The sequence below is a fragment of the Arthrobacter sp. Sr33 genome (assembly GCF_054511195.1).
In genome coordinates this window covers 54766-72514 of the sequence record NZ_JBTNDD010000007.1, presented here as the reverse complement: position 1 = coordinate 72514, position 17749 = coordinate 54766, and the positions used below count along the sequence as shown (strand labels likewise).

Genomic DNA, 17749 nt, shown 5'->3' with positions numbered 1-17749 from the left:
CGGAATGGGACGCAGCGGGTCCGGTGAGCCGAATCAACGCCGCGCTGACCTGCGCCATGATCCCCGCCTTTGAAAGGCCGAGCGGGTAGGCTGACTAGTCGTGGGATCCCTTCGAACTTGTTCACGCTCTGCCTGTGAGCGCGCCGCCGTCGCGACGCTCACCTTCGTGTACTCCGATTCCACCGCGGTCCTTGGTCCACTGGCCACCTACGCTGAACCCCATTGTTACGATCTGTGTACCTCCCACGCCGAACGACTGACCGTTCCCCGGGGCTGGGAAGTAGTCAGACTCGCCCTGCCATCGACGCCGCAGGAACCCCACCCCGACGACCTCGTTGCCCTCGTCAACGCCGTCCGTGAAGCTGCCACCGACCGCAACCAGGACACTGGCCCCGTGATCCGCGGCAACAAGGGAACCCTTGAACCACCCGCTGGCGCAGCCGGCGCACGACGCGGGCACCTGCGCATCCTCCGCGAACAGTAGAATCCTCGCGGACAGAAGCCGAGGCGGTCCCGGGGCAAATCACGGTTCTGCCTCCGCCACGCCCGCGATAAGCTTGGTTCATGAGCCCCATATCGCCTGATCTGCTTGCTGTGGTCCGCTGTCCCGTCACTGGCTCAGCGCTGGTTGAAGAAGGGGAGTTCCTGGTTTCCTCTGTGACCGACAGCACAGGAAACCCGGTGCAATACAGCATCGACGAGGGCATCCCGGTGCTCCTCCGCCCCGAACTACTAGTAGCAGCCACCGAGGCCGGCTCCGACGAGCACGACGGGCCAGTCGCAAATTAGTCCCAGTGCAGCACCAACGAACAGGAATGCGCCACACCATGACCTTTGACTTCAAAGTTGCCGACCTCTCACTCGCCGAAGCGGGGCGCCACCAGATCCGCCTGGCCGAGCATGAAATGCCAGGACTCATGGCTTTGCGCCGTGAATTCGGTGACAGCCAGCCGCTCAAAGGCGCACGCATCGCCGGCTCCCTGCACATGACGGTTCAGACCGCAGTGCTCATTGAAACCCTCACCGCGCTCGGCGCCGAGGTCCGGTGGGCCTCGTGCAACATTTTCTCCACCCAGGACGAAGCTGCCGCGGCGATAGTCGTTGGCTCGGGCACAGCAGACCAGCCCGCCGGCGTACCGGTCTTCGCCTGGAAAAACGAGACCCTCGAGGAGTACTGGTGGACCACCACCCAGATCCTCAGCTGGCCGGGCGAGCAAGGCCCCAATATGATCCTCGACGACGGCGGCGACGCCACACTGCTGGTGCACAAGGGCGTTGAATTCGAGGCAGTCGGTGAGGTTCCCGCCGGACCTTCCGAGGACGACATTGACTACTCCCACGAATTCTCGGTCGTCCTGGACGTCCTCCGCGGCACCCTCGCCGATGACCCGCAGAAATGGACCCGGATCGCAGCAGACATCAAGGGTGTGACGGAAGAGACCACCACTGGCGTGATGCGGCTTTACCAGCTGGCACAGCAGGACAAGCTGCTGTTCCCGGCCATCAACGTCAACGACTCGGTCACTAAATCCAAGTTCGACAACAAGTACGGCATTCGGCACTCCCTACCCGACGGTCTCAACCGTGCGACCGACGTCCTCATCGGAGGAAAGGTCGTCGTCGTGTGCGGGTACGGAGACGTTGGAAAGGGAGCCGCTGAGGCACTCCGTGGCCAGGGTGGACGAGTCATCGTCACCGAGATCGACCCGATCTGCGCGCTTCAGGCCGCGATGGACGGATATCAGGTGGCCCGGCTCGAGACGGTGCTGGCACAGGGTGACATTTTCATCACCACGACCGGCAACAAGGACGTCATCATGGCGCACCACATGGCCGGAATGAAGCACCAGGCCATCGTTGGAAACATTGGCCACTTCGACAACGAGATCGACATTGCGGGTCTGGCGAAAACCCCCGGCATCCGCAAGGTCGAGATCAAGCCCCAGGTACACGAATGGGTCTTCCCGGCCGATGAGGCGACCGGCGCGGCCGAGCACACCATCATCATGCTGTCCGAGGGCAGGCTGCTGAATCTGGGCAATGCCACCGGGCATCCCTCCTTCGTGATGAGCAACTCGTTCGCCAACCAGACCATCGCCCAGATCGAACTGTTCACCAAATGGAAGCAAAACGATCTCGAGGGAAACCGCGAGTACGCCAACCAGGTGTATGTCCTGCCCAAGATCCTGGATGAGAAGGTGGCCCGGCTGCACCTCGACGCGATCGGCGTCGAGCTAACCGAGCTCACCAAAAGCCAGGCAGAATACCTCGACATCGAGGCATCGGGTCCTTACAAATCAGATCACTACCGCTACTAGCCGCTGGCTTGACGTGGCTGTGACCTAGAGCTTGGCCAAAAATGGCTGCCCCACACCGTAAAATCGGTGGTGGGGTGGCCATTTTTTCAGCAGGATTGTGGGTAGGACAAGATGACTGAAGGTCAGCAGGGTATGAGCAGGAGCCGAAAAGGGTGGGTCATCGGTGGGGTGGCGGTGACGGCTGTCCTGATCGCGGCCGGCGCCGCAGTAGCTGTCGCCCCCAACTGGGCCGGGACCGAAAACGTGCCAGCCGCAACCTCCTCACCCACCGCAACCTCCTCACCGAACGCCACCGTGCCCGAGGCGACGCCGTCCCCAACACCCACGGTAGCGACAGCATTTGAGTTCGGGGCGACTCCCGCCGACAACGCCGAAGAGGTCAATCCGATCGCGGTGCCCGAAATCCGGGTTGAAAACGCGGTCATCGAAAGCGTGACGCTCCGTTCAGCAGACGGCGGGCAGCCAGTTGAAGGCACACTCAGCGACGGCGATTCGGTGTGGACGGCCAGCGAGCGACTCGAGTTCGCCACCACCTACGACTTCGACTTTGTGCTGGCCGACGCCACTGGGAATACCGCCACCGAATCGCAAAGCTTCACTACCGTGATGCCCGCCAACGAAGCCGATGCGGGTATCTACCCGTTGGACGGCACCACCGTGGGAACGGGCCAGCCAATCGAGATCAACTTCAGCGAGCCGGTGATTAATCGCGACGACGTGGAGTCAGCGATCACCATTACGAGCTCCAGCGGCCAGACCGGGGCCTTCCATTGGCTCAGCGACACCAAAGTGCGATACCGCGCCGAAGAGTTCTGGGCACCCAACAGCACCATCACCGTCGACATGAATCTGTTCGGGGTGGACTACGGCAACGGCATGATCGGTAACTTTGATAACCAGATGACCATCAATACCCACAACACCAAACTGGCGGTCGTCGACAACGAGACCAAGATGATGGACGTCTATATTGACGGGGCCCTGACCCGAAGCTTCCCCATCACTCTCGGAACGGAGGACTGGCCGTCGACGATCGGCTACCACGTGGTGATGGAGCAGTATGAATCCACCAAATTCACCGCCGAGTCAATTGGGCTGGAGCCCGGGGACGACGCCTACTATGAGCCCACAGTCGTCAATCATGCAAGCCGGATCTCCAACGGCGGTGCTTTCGTGCACGAAGCGTTGCCTGCCGCCCAGGTCGCACTGGGTAAAATCAACGTCTCCCACGGGTGCATCGGAATGTCTCCTGAGGGAGCCAAGTACTTCTACGACACCTTCGGCCCGGGCGACGTCGTTCAGATCAAGAACACCGGCTACGGCCCGATGTTCATCTGGGACGGCTTCGGCGACTGGAACACCCCCTGGAGTGAATACAGCAACCAGCCATAACCATCGGGGTCCCAGCACGCCCGACGGATTACTGGCTGAACGGCAGCCGGTGTAGCCGCTCGGCAGCCTTGGCGGTGCGTGCACGCTGCCGCATCAGCCTTCCGAGGTCCCGCTCCCGACGTTCGGCGAGAACCGCGTTGAGGAAGTCCTCGGGGTGGGTGCCTGCGGGGGGTAGCGGAGCGACGTAAACGGACACCTCGGTTGCCAGCTCGGTTGCCAGCGTCTGTCGCGCCATCAGGGTCAGGCGGGGTGCCTGGCCGATGAATGCCGCTACCCGCCGTGCCAGGGGATCCGGAAGTTGAAGAAGATCCGCGGTGGCAAGCCAGCCCGTGAGATGCGGGGGAGTCACAGCCCGGGTCCGGGGTTTCTCCACCACCCGTTCATGCATGGAGTAGGTGCCCGCCAGCAGGTCACCCAGCCGCTTCGAGCGCTCATTGAACACCGCTACCAGGAATGCCAGGGAACCCACCAGCAGGTAGATTTCGAGGACGGCGAGCATCCCGCGAATGAAGGCATGCCGGAATCGGATGGCGCCGCCGTCGTCGCGCACTATCCTCAGCCCCATGACCAGTCGGCCCAGCGATTTGCCCCTGGTCAGGGTCTCGACGGTCACCGGGACCACGAGCACGACGAAGATGACCAGGACCAGGACCAGCGCCTGGCTCAACGCTGGGTCAAGCGAACCCCCCAAGGTGCCGCTGACTCCCAGAATGATCGTCAGGGCCAGAAGGGCCTGGGCGATGATGTCGATGAGCAGGCTGATGCTGCGTGCGCCGAAGGACGCGGGCCGCAACTCCAGGACTACTGCCTCACCTGTCACCACCGAACTCATTGCACATCTCCCTGGTCGACCGGGCCCCGATGGGCCCTTCATCCTGAAGCTTATCGGCCGCGGCCCGGCTAAGCTGAAAGGGTGGACGTTGATGCTTTCGTTGAGGTGAACCGCCCGGATTGGGAGCGGCTTGATGAGCTGGTCCGCCGGCGGAAGCTGTCGGGGGCCGAGGCCGATGAACTGCTGGTGCTCTATCAACGCACCTCGACCCACCTCTCGATGATCAGGTCAATAGCCCCCGAGAGCGCCCTGTCGGGCGCCTTGTCAATGCGGCTGTCCCGAGCTCGGACCCGATTCACCGGCGCCCGCTCCAACTTTATGGAAGACGTCGCAGGTTTCTTCGTCGTCTCCCTCCCCGCGGCCTTCTACCGGGTGCGGTGGCTGACCGTCGTCGTCGGCGTGCTCTTCATCGGGGTGGCCTGGCTGTACGGTGCCTGGGTGGCTAATACTCCGGGAGTCATCGCGGCGATGGGCGGCGACGAGTTCGCTGAGCAGTACGTCCAGGAAGATTTCGTCAACTACTACTTCGAGAACCCTGCGGCATCCTTCGCGGGCCTCGTGTGGACCAACAACGCCTGGATTGCGTTGCAGGCGGTGGCCTTCGGGGTGACTGGCGTCTGGGGGCCGTGGATCCTGTATCAGAATGCCCAGGGCGTCGGCATGGCTGGTGGCACCATGGCTGCCTACGGTGAATTGGACACGTTCTTCATCTACATCCTGCCCCACGGCTTTATGGAGCTTACGGCCATCTTCATCGCAACCGCGGCAGGGTTGCGCATCTTCTGGTCCTGGGTGTCGCCGGGGTCCAGGACCAGGGCCAACGCGCTCGCGGAGGAAGGCCGATCGCTCATCACCGTTGCGCTTGGCCTGGTGCTCGTTCTTTTCATCTCCGGGCTGGTGGAGGGGTTCGTTACGCCCAGCCCGCTCCCCGCCTGGCTGAGGATCAGCATTGGGTTCCTGGTGTTCGCCAGCTACTGGGCCTATACGCTGCTGCTGGGACGCCGGGCGGTGAATGCCGGATATACCGGGGATCTTTCGAGCCTTGACCGGGGCGAAACGGTTCGCACTGCCTGATTTGTTGGTGCTGGCAGGTCCAGGACTTTGGTCAGCTGCCCGACGTCGGACCGGCCTCCACAGGATCCGAGGGGCGCGGCGGTACGCTCGTTCGTAAGTACTTGCGCAATTTCTAGGAGATAACCCAGTGGCTGAAAACGACGAGACCAAGCAGCACACTGAAGCTGACGTGCCAGCCGGGGAGTCCGCCCCGGCGACGACAGCGATTCCGGTGGAACCGGCTGGTGAATCGGTCATTGCTCAACGGAGTTCACTACCGATGCGCAGGGCGAGCACGATGCCGGATCTCAGCCGCTTCGACGACACGGAGCCGGCCAGGGGTGCAGATGCGACAGGCCCCGCTGCGGCAGCAACTGCCGAACAGAGCGACCCGGAGTCGGCCAGTGATTCTGTCGGTGACAGCCCTGAGTCCAGCAGCCCCGCTACCAGGAGCTCCGTGTCGGACCAGCCCGAGTCCAGCAGCCCCGCTACCAGGAGCTCCGTGTCGGACCAGCCCGAGTCCAGCAGCCCCGAGTCCAGCAGCCCCGTGTCGGACCAGCCTGAGTCCAGCAGCCCCGCGACCAGCGGTACCGTCAACGATCCCGCGCCTGACACTGCGGCTCTGTCGGCTCGCCCGTCTGAGGAAGAAGCGAAACGTCGGGCCGCCGAACGGGATGAAGCATTCACCAGCAAACCCGTCATGGCGCGGGTATTCCAGGTCCTGATCGCCGTGTTCTTCCCGATCATGCTCCTCGCGGCGGCGATCCGGGCGGTCACCTCGCCTCTCTTCCTCTGGGTGGAGTACCACCGGCCGGGCTTCCCGGCCGACAGCTTCGGCTTCAGTACCGACGACCGAATGACCTATGGGTCGTACACCGTCGACTACATCCTCAACTGGGCGTCGCCGCGCTACCTCGGAGAGCTGGTCAATTCCGATGGCGACCAGCTTTTCCTGGACAGCGAGGTGGGGCACATGCTCGACGTCAAGGTGGTCCTGGTGATCAGCTTCGCCGTCGCGCTCGCGATGTTCGTCTTCACCATCGCCGCCTGCTGGTACCTGGCGCGCACCTATCCCGGCGGTGTCCGCCGAGGCCTGTTCGCCGGGGCCCTCACAACCCTGATCCTGATGATTGCGCTCACCGTGACTGCCATCCTCGGCTGGCAGACCTTCTTCACCCAGGTCCACGCCCTGTTCTTCGCCGACGGCACCTGGACCTTCAGGGCCGACGACACCCTTATCCGGCTCTTCCCGGCACAGTTCTGGATGGACGCAGCAATCACTGTCGCGGCGCTCGTCCTCATCGTCACGGTGGTCACCCTCGTGCTCACCTGGCCCACAAAGGGCCGACGCAACAGGTCGCGGCTCGCAGGTGAGGCCGCCCAGCAGCGTCGCCTGGATTCGTTGGCGCTCTAGCGAGCCAGTCCACCGCTGAGAAGCGAGATGTGGTGGGCTGGTGGTTCCCCAGGTCGCCAGAGCTAACCCTTCAGCGGTTTGGCGGAGGTTGACGGGTTCGAGGCCGGAACGGCGCGGGCTGAACGCCACACGCAATCAGCCCCTTGCTGAGGATCAGATCCAGCTGGGCATCCACATGCGAAGCCGCCACTGGTCATAGGGGATGAGCTCGGCCGTCCAGATCGGCAGGAAATAGGCGGAGAGCAGCACGGCCGCCGCCACGAACCCGCCGACCAGCATCAGGCCCGTCCGGCGGCGCGCGGGAGGGGCCCAGGAACGGCCAAGGATCAGGCCCAGGCAGTAGACGAGGGCCAGGATGAGGAAGGGCTGAAATGCGATGGCGTAGAAAAAGAAGGTGGTCCGTTCCGGGTAGAGGAACCATGGCAGATACCCTGCCGCGACACCGGCGAGGATAGCGCCAGCGCGCCAATCCCGCCGTCCCACCCAGAAGAAGATCAGCACGATGAGGGCGATTGCCGCGGACCACCAGATCAGTGGGTTGCCTACTGAAGTTACCGCACGGGAGCAAGCCTCGACTGCGCACCCCTGGTCGGGACCCAAATCACCCTTGTAGTAGAAGGACACTGGTCGGCCCATCACCAACCAGGACCAGGGAGTGGACTCGTACGGGTGCTCGGAGCCGAGACCCTCGTGGAAGGTATACGCCGCCCGGTGGTAGTCGGCGAGCGACCGGATCGACGCCGGGAGCCACTCCCACGCTGGGGCTGGGTGGTCTGCTGCCCACTGGCGGTTGTACGCGTCGGAGGACAGGAACCAACCGGTCCACGTGGCTAGATAGGTCAGGGCAGCGAGCGGTACGAGTGAGGTAAAAGCCTGAACCCCGTCCCTTAGGACAGCGCCGGTAATCCACCGCTGCACCCCGACAACCCTGCGGGCGTTCATGTCCCAGAGCACGGTCATCAGGCCGAACACCGCGATATACGGGATTGCTGACCACTTGGTGCCCAGGGCCAGGCCAAGACTGAGACCAGCCACAATCCGCCAGGGTCGCAGCCCGAGCCACGGACCGTACAGCAAGTCGGCGGCCGACGGTCGAGCGCCGCCCGGGGCCGCAGCCGCCAGCACCGACAGCTTCGCCGCTAGTTTCCGGCGTGCGTGGTCCCGGTCCAGCAGCAGCGCGCCAAACGCTACCACCAGCCAGAACATCAGGAACACATCAAGGAGTGACGTCCGGGAATGCACCAGGTGATGCCCGTCGACGGCGGTGAGCAAGCCGGCAGCTGCACCGAGGATCGGGGAACCGAAAAGCCGCTGAGCGATGAGAGCGATGAAAAGTATGGACAGCGTGCCCACCACAGCGGCGGAGAAACGCCAGCCAAACGGGTTATCACTACCGAAAAGGAGCATCCCCATGGCGATCATCCACTTGCCCACCGGTGGATGCACCACATAGTCGGGGGTGCCCAGGATGACCCCGGTATTGCCGCTGTTGAAGTCGGCGTCGGGGTCCTCGGGCCATTCCCGCTCGTACCCGGACAGCAGGTAGGAGTAGGCGTCCTTGACGTAGTACGTTTCGTCGAAGACCAGGGTCTCAGGTTCGCCAAGTCTGACGAACCGGAGCAACCCACCGATCACCATGACGGTCAGCGGTAGGAGCCACGCAAGAATTCCCATCGGGAGGCGCTCGCCGAGTAGCCGACGTCGCAGCACCACCGCGTCATAGGCGGTGCGCGGAGAGTGAACCCAGCCGTGAGCCGCCGGAACCCCGGCAGCCGACGGCGGGGAAACGGCGGTATGGCTCACCTTGCTTATGCTACCGCCAGGGTGGGCCAGCGGCGCTGGCGCTGCGGGTCTACGCTGGAACGGTGAATACCACTGGCAACACCCACGATGATAGCGACGCTTCGCCCCTGGAATCCGACGCGATCTCCTCTGACGAGGACGCATCCGAAGAATTCGAGACAGCGGCGGATTTCGCCGCACAGGGCACTCCCGACGGCGGCCGGATTGTCCTTGCCGCAACCCCGATCGGGAACGCGAACGACGCGTCAGCACGCCTGGTCTCGCTGCTGCAAACTGCTGACATTGTCGCCGCCGAGGACACCAGGCGGCTGCAACGGCTGCTGAGGGCACTTGAGATCAGGGTGCAGGGCAGGATTGTCAGCTATCACGAGCACAACGAGGTGGCCCGGACGGCTGAATTGCTGGAACAGGTGGCGGGCGGAAAGACCCTGCTCATGGTCACCGACGCCGGGATGCCGTCAGTTTCCGATCCCGGGTATCGGCTGGTGGAGGCCGCGATTGCCGACGGCGTCGAGGTCACCATGGCTCCGGGCCCGTCAGCAGTGCTGACCGCGCTTGCCCTGTCAGGGCTCCCGACGGACCGATTCTGTTTTGAAGGATTCCTGCCGCGCAAGACGGGGGAGCGGAACTCGCGCCTGGCTGAGCTCGCTGACGAACGGCGGACCATGGTGTTCTTCGAGGCACCCCACCGCCTCGAGGTGATGTTGAGGTCGCTGCACCAGGTCCTGGGGGCGGACCGCCCGGCGGCGGTGGCGCGGGAGCTCACCAAACGTTATGAGCAGGTGCTCAGGGGCCCACTAGCTGAGCTGCTGGACTGGGCGGAAACCACTGAGGTCAGGGGCGAGATCGCCGTCGTCGTCGGTGGCGCACCACCGGCCGCACCCGCCAACCCGGCGGACCGGGTGGCCGCAGTAGCCGCTCTGGTGGATGAGGGGATCCGGTTGAAGGATGCCGTGGCGGCAGTCGCCGAGGAATCGCGGATCAGTAAGCGGGAGCTCTACGCTGCCGTGATCGCGGCGCGCTGATCGCCGCGCGCGGATCGCCGCGTCATGACCGGGGTCTGCCGCTACCCACCTGGATATCGTTGTGCATCTGGACAGCGCAGGACAGGTGACGCCGTGCAGGCTGGCATGGACAGGCCTCCAATCCCGGGTCTAGCGTGGTGCTGGTCGGCCAACGCGCCGATTTCTCGCGATTCCCACCCCGCAAACCCTCTTGGAGGCACCGACTATGGCAGTTACCACCCAGCGTGAGCAGGAACTTTTGGCCCAGGTTCCCACCGGCCTGCTGATTGGCGGTAGCTGGCGGGACGCCTCGACCGGGAAGACCTTCGACATCGAGGATCCGGCCACCGGGAAGATCCTCAAAACCATCGCTGACGCCAGCCCCGCCGATGGCATGGCGGCCCTGGACGCGGCCGCCGCCGCGCAGGAGAGCTGGGCTCGTACCGCCCCCCGTGAACGGGGTGAAATCCTGCGGCGTGCCTTTGAGCTGGTTACCGCCCGCGCGGATGACTTCGCGCTCTTGATGACCATGGAAATGGGGAAGCCCCTCGCAGAGGCACGCGGCGAAGTGACCTACGGCGCGGAATTCCTGCGCTGGTTCTCTGAGGAAGCGGTGCGCGCGACGGGCCGGTACTCCACCTCACCCGACGGCAAGACCCGGATCCTGGTGAACAAGAAGCCCGTCGGTCCGTGCCTGTTGATTACGCCGTGGAACTTCCCCCTGGCAATGGCTACCCGCAAAATCGCGCCGGCCATCGCCGCCGGCTGCACCATGGTGCTCAAGCCCGCCAACCTGACACCGCTCACGTCGTCGTTGTTCGCCGCAGTTCTCGAAGAGGCTGGCCTGCCCAAGGGCGTGCTCAACGTTGTCCACACCTCCGACGCCCAGGGCGTCACCGGGCCGCTGATCGACGACAGCCGCCTCCGCAAGCTGTCCTTCACCGGGTCGACCCCGGTGGGCCGCAACCTGCTGGCCGCAGCGGCGAAGAACGTGCTGCGCACGTCGATGGAGCTCGGCGGCAACGCCCCATTCGTGGTCTTCGAAGACGCTGACGTCGACGCCGCAGTGGCGGGCGCGATGCTCGCGAAGCTTCGCAACATGGGAGAAGCCTGCACCGCAGCCAACCGGTTCATCGTCCACGAATCGGTGGCGGCTGAGTTCGCCGAGAAGTTCGCTGCGAAGATGAAGACGCTCGAAACGTCCCGCGGCACCGAGGAAACCTCGACGCTCGGCCCGCTCATCGATGAGAAGAGCCGCACCAAGGTGCACGAACTGGTCACTTCAGCACTCGACGACGGAGCCACCTGCCTCGTCGGTGGCGCGCCGGTGGACGGCCCAGGGTACTTCTACCAGGCGACCGTCCTGACCGATGTGGCACCGGGATCGCGGATCCTGCAGGAAGAGATCTTCGGTCCCGTCGCGCCAATCATCACCTTCGCCTCGGAGGACGAGGCAGTCCGGCTAGCCAATGACACCGAGTACGGACTGGTTGCCTATGTGTTCACCCGCGATCTGAACCGCAGCTTGCGCATCGGTGAGCGGCTCGACGTCGGGATGCTCGGCCTGAACGCTGGCGTGGTGTCCAACGCCGCGGCGCCGTTTGGGGGAGTGAAGCAGTCCGGGCTGGGCCGTGAGGGTGGTTCCGAGGGGATCGAGGAGTACCTCTACACCCAGTACGTCGGCATCGCTGACCCCACCGCTTCCTGACGACTCGCTGAGGTCATGGTCAGGAGTCGTTGGAGAGGGACCTGGGCAGCCACCGAGCCCTGAACCGCACGGTGCGGCTGCTGCGTTCCCGGAGCGACCGGACGACGGACTCGATGTCCTCCCACCCGGCGTGCACGAGGTGGTCCGGGTGGGCGTACTCCTCAGTCTCGTAGGCGCGGCTGAGCCGAGCCAGGGCGGTCGCCGCCGCATCATCAATCCTGGTGCTGGCCGTTAGCCGGGTAGCGAAGGTTCGGGGGGTGTCGGTGGGCAGCGCAGGGTGGCCATAGTCGGCCGCAAGGTCGGTGGCTTCGGCCCAGGCCAGTGTTGCTGCCCCCCGGGATCCAACGGCCGCGTTGAACTTGCGACGGCGATTCCGGCTGCGCAGGGTGCGCAACAGGAACGGCACGATGAGCAGGAGTGCAGCGACCACCAGTGCCGCTGTGATCAGAGCCGAGGTCTCCCTCGCCCGGTCAGGATCGGCTTCTCCGGCAGGCTGGCCGTCGGCGCCCATCGGGGGATCCACTGGCGTGCCCGGTTCGAGCGGCGGATTGCCCCCCGGTGTCAGGTCGTCGGTATTCGGCACCGGCGATCCGGGGGCAAAGGCCGTCTGCGCGTAGTCGGGAACCACGCCGCGGGAGGGTGTGGGCTCGAATTTCACCCAGCCGACGCCGTCGAAATAGAGCTCAGGCCACGCATGGGCGTCCTGGGAGGTCACCGTAAACTCGGTCAGCTCAAGCCCGTCGGGGCCCTGCACAGATCCTCCGGTCGCATCGCCGGGCGCATAGCCGACAGCCACTCTGCTGGGAATGCCCGCCAGACGGGCCATCACCGCCATTGCACCGGCATAGTGGACGCAGTACCCGGACCGGGATTCGAGGAAACGGGCAACGACGTCGAGGCTGTTCCCGTCATACCCGCCGTCGACCGGGGCGTCGACCGAATAGGTGAAGGCTGGTCCCCGCAGATAGTTCTGGATGGCCAGAGCCTGTTGATAGGGGTTGGCGATGTCGTCGGTCAGCTCCGCGGCCGTGTCCCTGATGATCCCGGGAGTGGTGTCCGGCAGGGCCAGGAACTGGGCGTCGACAGCCCCCTCGGGGACCGGGCCAATATCCTCCAGCACCTCGCGGGAAAGTTCCGGCTCAGCGCTGCGGACGTCGTACTGTTGCTGGGCGGTGGACCCGTTATCGGTGGCAATCACGCTGAGGTTCAGCGGATCCCAGGACCAGCGGCCCGAAAGGTTGGAGAAACCCACCGGAGCATAGGGGGCGAGGAGCCAGGGGCTGGTGAACGAATTAGTGGTGATCCGGGTGGTGGTGACTACTCCGGTGTCGATGGAAGCTCTCACCTCGTCGGTTCCCATGTTCTCCACCCCGGGTTCCCTGAGGCCGTACCGCTGGTCCGGTTCCCACCGCTGCCCGTCGAAGTCCTCGAGGGTGACAGCCCGGAGGTAGAGCGCATCCGGGGAGTCGGTGGCATAGGTAATCTGGCCGTAGCCAGTGGGATTCCGTAGATCATTTCCCAGGGTCACGACCGGATTTAGCCCGGTGGCGGTACCCCACAAATTGACCTTGGCACCCTGGGGGAACGCCCCCACATTGAATCCCGGAATGGCCAAGGGGACCAGCACCGTGACCGCCAGGGCCGCGGCGCCGATCGACAACCCGCGGGCCAGCCGGCCGCCCGAGGCATCGTGGGACGGACCGGCTGCCTGCTGGCTGTCCCGCCATTGCGCGCAGCCGAGGATCAGAAGGAAACCCACCACCGCCGCCACGAACCCGGGAATTCCAACACTTTGTTGCCGCACGACGGCGGGAATCACCAGGACGGCGAGCAACGCCAGACCGCTGATGGCGGGCATTCTGAGGGTGGTGGCCAGCGTGTCGGTGAGAATCGCGATCAGACCCAGCCCCGCGCAGATGACCATGAAAATGCCGGTCCCGGGCAGTACCGGCGCCACCTGTGACACCACCGTGTTCTCGGCATGATTCAACAGGACCGCCAGCCGCCCGGCCGAGCCTTCGCCGGGGAAGACCCCGAAGACGTTCTGGGTGGGGAAGAACTGCCAGACCAGCGATCCCACGAGGGCCAGGATTCCAGCGACCGGGACCAGCGCACCCGGTAGACGGATGCTTCTGGCAACACCCATGACCAGCAGCACACCGCCAACGGTGAATGCCACCGGGTTAAGCCAGGTCCAACCCAGCACCACCGAATTCAGGTTCAGGGAGGTCAGCATGACGGCGACAAATACTGCTGCCGTCGAGACCCAATGCCGCTGGTCGGTCCGAAACCGTCGACCGGTTTGCGGCGCCAACCGCTGCGGCGAAAGCGCGGGGCGGGGCAAGGTAGAGGTCACGGTTGGCCGCCAGGCGATGTGGTCGTGGAGCGGACCGCGCCCCGCACCGTGTCAGCTTTAATAGTGCCAGCCCCGACGGTGTTAGCCCCGACAGCGCCAGCCCCGACAGTGGTCTTTGCTGTTGATGCGCTGGCCCCGACAGGGGAGTCAAAGTAGGTCCAGGCAGCTGCCAGATCGGCGGAGGGCGACACCGCCACCGCGTGCCAGCCGGCAGCACGCAGGATTTCCATTACCGGATGCAGGTCCTGGGGCCGGTCAGCGACCAGAATTGCAAACGAGGTGGACCCGTACTCGGCGGCAGCGGCCAGGTCCCGTGCCTCGGCGACGGTGATGGTACCAAGGATAGCGATCAGGGGGCCGCGGTTCCGGTAGGAGGCGAGCTTGTCCATCATTGGGTCACCAAACGGCTGACGTCGTGCAGACGGTGCTGTGCCGGTGTTGACGGGCGATGGGCTGCGCCGCGAGTGCCGCCGGTTGGTAGTCCGTTTGGACAGATCGGGGAAGAGCTCCAGAGCGGCCAGCCCCTCCGCAACGTTATGGATCCCCGTCTGTCCTGCGTGTTCCTCGTCCTCCGGCCATGGAGCGGACACCGACGATTGCAGGGCTGGGGCGCCGGTCTCATCCACAAACCGCAGGGCATAGTTGCGTTCGAGCAGGTGCGCGGTGATGGACATCGCAGCGATGACCGCCCATTCGAAGCCCGGAGCAGATCGCAGCGGCGTGCCATCATCCTCCCGGTCGGCACCGAATGCGCCGATCACCCCTGAGCTGTACCTGATCTGGCGTTGTTCGAGGATGAGGGTTGCCTCGGGCGTGGTGACCGACTCTTCCTGGCGCACCATCAACTCATTGTGTCGTGCGGTCGCTGCCCAGTGGACCCGGCGCATCGGATCGCCGGGCCGGTACTCGCGGGTCATGATGTCGTCGTCGCTGGGGTTGGCATTGCGTCGGGTTGCAGCGAAACCATCGGCGCCCCGGGCGCCGGTCAACGGCGAATGGGGCAGCTCCACCGGGGCGGGGGTGACCACCAGCCGGTCGGTGCCGCCCAGGGTGTGGAGTGAGGTGCCGAGCCCAAAGGGATCGGTGAAGGCGGCGGTGACCGGTCCGACGTCGAACACGCCCCGGCCGGAGGAGCGCAGACGATACTCGTACACGCTGGCGCCCCGGGTTGGATGACGGGACGGGTAGTGGAACTCGGGGGACTCACCGAACCGGGCGGGCAACATTTCCTGCATCACCATGCTCCCGCTGACCGGGCCGCTGGCTGCGACCGACAGGGTGACGGTCGAGGTGAAGCCCGTCTCCATGGTCTGCGGGGCGAACTTCCGCTCGACCGTGAAGCGGGGTTTGATCAGGCGCAGCATCAGGACCGACAGGAGCGGGAGGCAGATCAGCAGCACGCCGAGGTACAGCAGGTCCCGGCGGCCGAGGAACTGTGCGAACAGGAGTGCAGTCACCCCCGCGATCACCAGTCCCCAACCACGCGGCGTAAGGACCCGGGACGGCAGTCTGGCGAGCAGTTGCATCCCGCCGCCTATGCGCGAAGGTAGGAGTTCGCCGTCGTGCGTTCCACTGGAACCTTCGACAGGATGCCCGCCACCACGCTCTGGGGGGTTTCTCCCGCGCTCAGTGCCTTGCGGTCCAGGATCAACCGGTGGGATAACACTGGTTCAGCGACGGCAGCAATGTCATCGGGCAGCACAAAATCCCTGCTCTCCAGTGCAGCGCCGGCCTTGGCAGCACGGAGCAACTGCAGGAGTGCGCGCGGGCTGGCGCCAAGCCGCAGCAAGTGATGGTCCCGGGTCGCCTGACCGATCGCCACCGTGTAATCGCGCACCGTGGGAGAGACATAGACCCGGCGCACCTGTTCCATCATCGCGGCAACGTCCGCCACATTCGCCACGGGACGGACCGCTTCCAGCGGAGAGACGGACTGGTGGTTCTGAAGCATCTGCAATTCGGCGCTGCGGTCCGGGTAGCCCATTGAGATACGGGCCATAAACCGGTCCCGTTGCGCCTCGGGCAACGGGTAGGTCCCCTCCATCTCGATCGGATTCTGGGTTGCCACCACCATGAAGGGTTCACCCAGCCGGTAAGTCCCACCATCAACAGTGACCTGGTGCTCTTCCATACATTCGAGGAGGGCTGACTGTGTCTTCGCTGAGGCGCGGTTGATCTCGTCACCGATCACGATGTTGGCGAAAACGGGACCCCGCCGGAACTCGAACCGGTGGGTGTCCTGGTTATAGATCGACACCCCAGAGACATCGGACGGCAGCAGGTCCGGCGTGAACTGGATCCGGTTGACTGAGCAATCGATGGTGCGGGCCAGTGTTTTCGCCAACATGGTTTTACCCACTCCGGGCACGTCCTCCAGCAACAGATGACCCTGGGCCAGCAACACGGTCAGCGCCAGCCGCGCCGCGGCGGGCTTGCCGTCAATAACCGTGTTGATCGATCCCAGGATCTGGCCAGCGGTTTCGTCGAAACGCTGCGCGGTCATCGCTGGAGCGTCACCCAAGGTGGGGGAGTCCTCCCGCCCGGTCCTGCCATTGGGTGAGACGTACTGGTTGTGGGCGTCCATGCGAACCTTCCGCGTACACTGCACGCCAATGTGCAGTTGAGTCGGCCAGCCCTGGTCAGTCACCCCGGCGGTTGTTCGGTCCGTGGAGTACGCAGCAACTGCTTTGTTACAGATTACTAGGACAACTTGGTGTCGTGGAGATAAGTTCCTCAGCCAATGTGCCGGTGGCTAGGGTTGGACTATGCCTTCTACAGCTATTCCTCCGGCCTACCGCCCCGTCTCACCCAGTCCAACCGCCGACGGCGACGCTCCGGTTGGTGCCGGTCGCGAAGACAAGCGGAGCTACCCGCCAGCGCCCGAACCCTTGCCGGTGCCGGTGATGGACAATCACACCCATCTGGACTTCCGCAGCGGTCTCCCGTTGGTCAGCGTCGCAGCAGCTCTTGATGCTGCTGCCGCTGTGGGCGTGTGCGGCGCAGTGCAGGTGGGGTGCGATCTCGAGTCATCACGATTCACTGTTCAGGCCATCGATCAGGAACCCCGCCTGCTGGGGGCGGTAGCGATTCACCCCAACGATGCCCCGCTGCTCGCGGAGCGCGGAGGCCTCGACGCCGCGCTAGCGGAAATCGAAGAATTGGCTACTCATCCCCGGGTGCGGGCCATTGGGGAGACCGGCCTGGACTACTACCGGACTCCAGCTGCGGGGATCGACAGCCAGCAATATTCTTTTCGACGGCACCTCGATATCGCCAAACGGCTGGATCTCACGCTCCAGATCCATGACCGGGACGCACACGACGACGTCGTTTCCACCCTTCGCAGCGAGGGTGCGCCGGACCGGGTGGTCTTCCATTGCTTCTCCGGTGGCGCCGATCTCGCCAGAATCTGCAACGACGCCGGGTGGTACATGTCCTTCGCCGGGACGGTGACCTTCAAAAATGCAGACAATCTCAGGGAAGCGCTGCGTATTGCCGATCCGGCGCTGGTGCTGACCGAAACTGACGCTCCGTTCCTGACGCCGCACCCGTTCCGCGGCCGGCCAAACGCACCGTATCTGGTGCCCTACACGGTCAGAGGGATGGCGGATGTGCTTGACGCCGACCTGGCGACACTGTGCCAGTCGATCGCAGATAACACCCGGCGGGTGTATGGAGAGTGGGAGCTCGGCTAACCAGTGTGGGACTGGCCCGACTTGCCCGTTTATCTCATTTCGGTTACGGTGAGCATTTATTAGCCGGGGTCGGGGAAGGCTTTCCGTCTAATACAGTTCTTTTGCGGGATTGGCTGGTCGCTGCCGTTCGGGCGACCAGATCTCCCGCCACTAGTGCATGCCTTCACGGCAGTG

15 protein-coding genes are annotated in these 17749 nt (G+C 64.5%); 9 read left to right on the top strand and 6 right to left on the bottom strand.

Features of this window, described 5'->3' with window-relative positions:
• Positions 1 to 100: 100 nt before the first annotated feature.
• From ACX80T_RS10710 to ACX80T_RS10695, 4 genes are all read left to right on the top strand, one after another.
• Entirely contained in the window at positions 101 to 484 is a 384-nt protein-coding gene (locus ACX80T_RS10710; protein WP_024476376.1) for a DUF3499 domain-containing protein, read from the top strand.
• Between the two features lie 80 nt (positions 485 to 564).
• Entirely contained in the window at positions 565 to 789 is a 225-nt protein-coding gene (locus ACX80T_RS10705) for a Trm112 family protein (protein ID WP_019483636.1), read from the top strand.
• A gap of 38 nt (positions 790 to 827) precedes the next feature.
• Positions 828 to 2318: an adenosylhomocysteinase gene (gene ahcY, locus ACX80T_RS10700; RefSeq protein WP_019483635.1), complete on the top strand. Its 1491-nt coding sequence runs from the start codon at positions 828 to 830 to the stop codon at positions 2316 to 2318.
• 132 nt (positions 2319 to 2450) lie between these two features.
• A complete protein-coding gene (locus ACX80T_RS10695) occupies positions 2451 to 3710 on the top strand; it encodes a L,D-transpeptidase (protein WP_459304407.1) in 1260 nt (419 codons plus the stop codon).
• Between the two features lie 28 nt (positions 3711 to 3738).
• Here the strand turns inward: ACX80T_RS10695 and ACX80T_RS10690 are convergent, their stop codons facing one another.
• On the bottom strand, positions 3739 to 4542 hold the full coding sequence (locus tag ACX80T_RS10690; RefSeq protein ID WP_459304406.1) for an RDD family protein: 804 nt from the start codon (positions 4540 to 4542) through the stop codon (positions 3739 to 3741).
• A gap of 81 nt (positions 4543 to 4623) precedes the next feature.
• Between ACX80T_RS10690 and ACX80T_RS10685 the strand changes: the two genes are divergently transcribed.
• Positions 4624 to 5616 carry a stage II sporulation protein M gene (locus tag ACX80T_RS10685; protein WP_459304405.1) on the top strand — a complete coding sequence of 331 codons (993 nt, stop codon included), beginning with the start codon at positions 4624 to 4626 and terminating at the stop codon, positions 5614 to 5616.
• A gap of 240 nt (positions 5617 to 5856) precedes the next feature.
• Here ACX80T_RS10685 and ACX80T_RS10680 read toward each other — a convergent pair whose 3' ends face one another.
• Complete coding sequence (locus ACX80T_RS10680) at positions 5857 to 6210, bottom strand: hypothetical protein (protein WP_459304404.1); 354 nt, start codon at positions 6208 to 6210, stop codon at positions 5857 to 5859.
• Positions 6211 to 6295: 85 nt separating this feature from the next.
• On the opposite strand from ACX80T_RS10680, the gene ACX80T_RS10675 reads away from it, so the two are divergent.
• The gene (locus tag ACX80T_RS10675; RefSeq protein ID WP_459304403.1) at positions 6296 to 7009 is read left to right on the top strand and encodes a TIGR01906 family membrane protein; all 714 of its coding nucleotides are present in this window, start codon (positions 6296 to 6298) and stop codon (positions 7007 to 7009) included.
• A gap of 153 nt (positions 7010 to 7162) precedes the next feature.
• On the opposite strand, the gene ACX80T_RS10670 is transcribed toward ACX80T_RS10675, so the two are convergent.
• A complete protein-coding gene (locus tag ACX80T_RS10670; RefSeq protein ID WP_459304465.1) occupies positions 7163 to 8683 on the bottom strand; it encodes a dolichyl-phosphate-mannose--protein mannosyltransferase in 1521 nt (506 codons plus the stop codon).
• Positions 8684 to 8934: 251 nt separating this feature from the next.
• Here ACX80T_RS10670 and rsmI point away from each other — a divergent pair, with 251 nt between their 5' ends.
• Both rsmI and ACX80T_RS10660 read left to right on the top strand, forming a co-directional pair.
• Positions 8935 to 9837 (top strand): 16S rRNA (cytidine(1402)-2'-O)-methyltransferase, encoded by a 903-nt coding sequence (gene rsmI / locus ACX80T_RS10665; protein WP_116778952.1) that lies wholly within the window; start codon positions 8935 to 8937, stop codon positions 9835 to 9837.
• A 205-nt stretch (positions 9838 to 10042) separates the two neighbouring features.
• Positions 10043 to 11524 carry an NAD-dependent succinate-semialdehyde dehydrogenase gene (locus ACX80T_RS10660; protein ID WP_019483628.1) on the top strand — a complete coding sequence of 494 codons (1482 nt, stop codon included), beginning with the start codon at positions 10043 to 10045 and terminating at the stop codon, positions 11522 to 11524.
• 19 nt (positions 11525 to 11543) lie between these two features.
• Here the strand turns inward: ACX80T_RS10660 and ACX80T_RS10655 are convergent, their stop codons facing one another.
• The 3 genes from ACX80T_RS10655 to ACX80T_RS10645 are packed head-to-tail and all read right to left on the bottom strand — an operon-like array spanning position 11544 to position 16383.
• Entirely contained in the window at positions 11544 to 13880 is a 2337-nt protein-coding gene (locus ACX80T_RS10655) for a transglutaminase TgpA family protein (protein WP_459304402.1), read from the bottom strand.
• Positions 13877 to 15406, bottom strand: coding sequence for a DUF58 domain-containing protein (locus ACX80T_RS10650; protein ID WP_459304401.1), 1530 nt, complete (start codon positions 15404 to 15406; stop codon positions 13877 to 13879). The genes ACX80T_RS10655 and ACX80T_RS10650 overlap by 4 nt, the downstream gene beginning before the upstream one ends.
• Before the next feature lie 8 nt (positions 15407 to 15414).
• Entirely contained in the window at positions 15415 to 16383 is a 969-nt protein-coding gene (locus ACX80T_RS10645) for an AAA family ATPase (RefSeq protein ID WP_459304464.1), read from the bottom strand.
• Between the two features lie 262 nt (positions 16384 to 16645).
• Here ACX80T_RS10645 and ACX80T_RS10640 point away from each other — a divergent pair, with 262 nt between their 5' ends.
• Positions 16646 to 17575 (top strand): TatD family hydrolase, encoded by a 930-nt coding sequence (locus ACX80T_RS10640; protein ID WP_024476886.1) that lies wholly within the window; start codon positions 16646 to 16648, stop codon positions 17573 to 17575.
• The last annotated feature ends 174 nt before the right edge of the window (positions 17576 to 17749 follow it).

Coding starts and splice junctions, on each gene's coding strand:
- ACX80T_RS10650 (WP_459304401.1), bottom strand. CDS start 15,406: ATGCAACTGCTCGCCAGACTGCCGTCCCGGGTCCTTACGCCGCGTGGT.
- ACX80T_RS10645 (WP_459304464.1), bottom strand. CDS start 16,383: ATGACCGCGCAGCGTTTCGACGAAACCGCTGGCCAGATCCTGGGATCG.
- ACX80T_RS10670 (WP_459304465.1), bottom strand. CDS start 8,683: ATGGGAATTCTTGCGTGGCTCCTACCGCTGACCGTCATGGTGATCGGT.
- ACX80T_RS10675 (WP_459304403.1), top strand. CDS start 6,296: ATGGCGCGGGTATTCCAGGTCCTGATCGCCGTGTTCTTCCCGATCATG.
- ACX80T_RS10640 (WP_024476886.1), top strand. CDS start 16,646: ATGCCTTCTACAGCTATTCCTCCGGCCTACCGCCCCGTCTCACCCAGT.
- ahcY (WP_019483635.1), top strand. CDS start 828: ATGACCTTTGACTTCAAAGTTGCCGACCTCTCACTCGCCGAAGCGGGG.
- ACX80T_RS10660 (WP_019483628.1), top strand. CDS start 10,043: ATGGCAGTTACCACCCAGCGTGAGCAGGAACTTTTGGCCCAGGTTCCC.
- ACX80T_RS10705 (WP_019483636.1), top strand. CDS start 565: ATGAGCCCCATATCGCCTGATCTGCTTGCTGTGGTCCGCTGTCCCGTC.
- ACX80T_RS10690 (WP_459304406.1), bottom strand. CDS start 4,542: ATGAGTTCGGTGGTGACAGGTGAGGCAGTAGTCCTGGAGTTGCGGCCC.
- ACX80T_RS10695 (WP_459304407.1), top strand. CDS start 2,451: ATGAGCAGGAGCCGAAAAGGGTGGGTCATCGGTGGGGTGGCGGTGACG.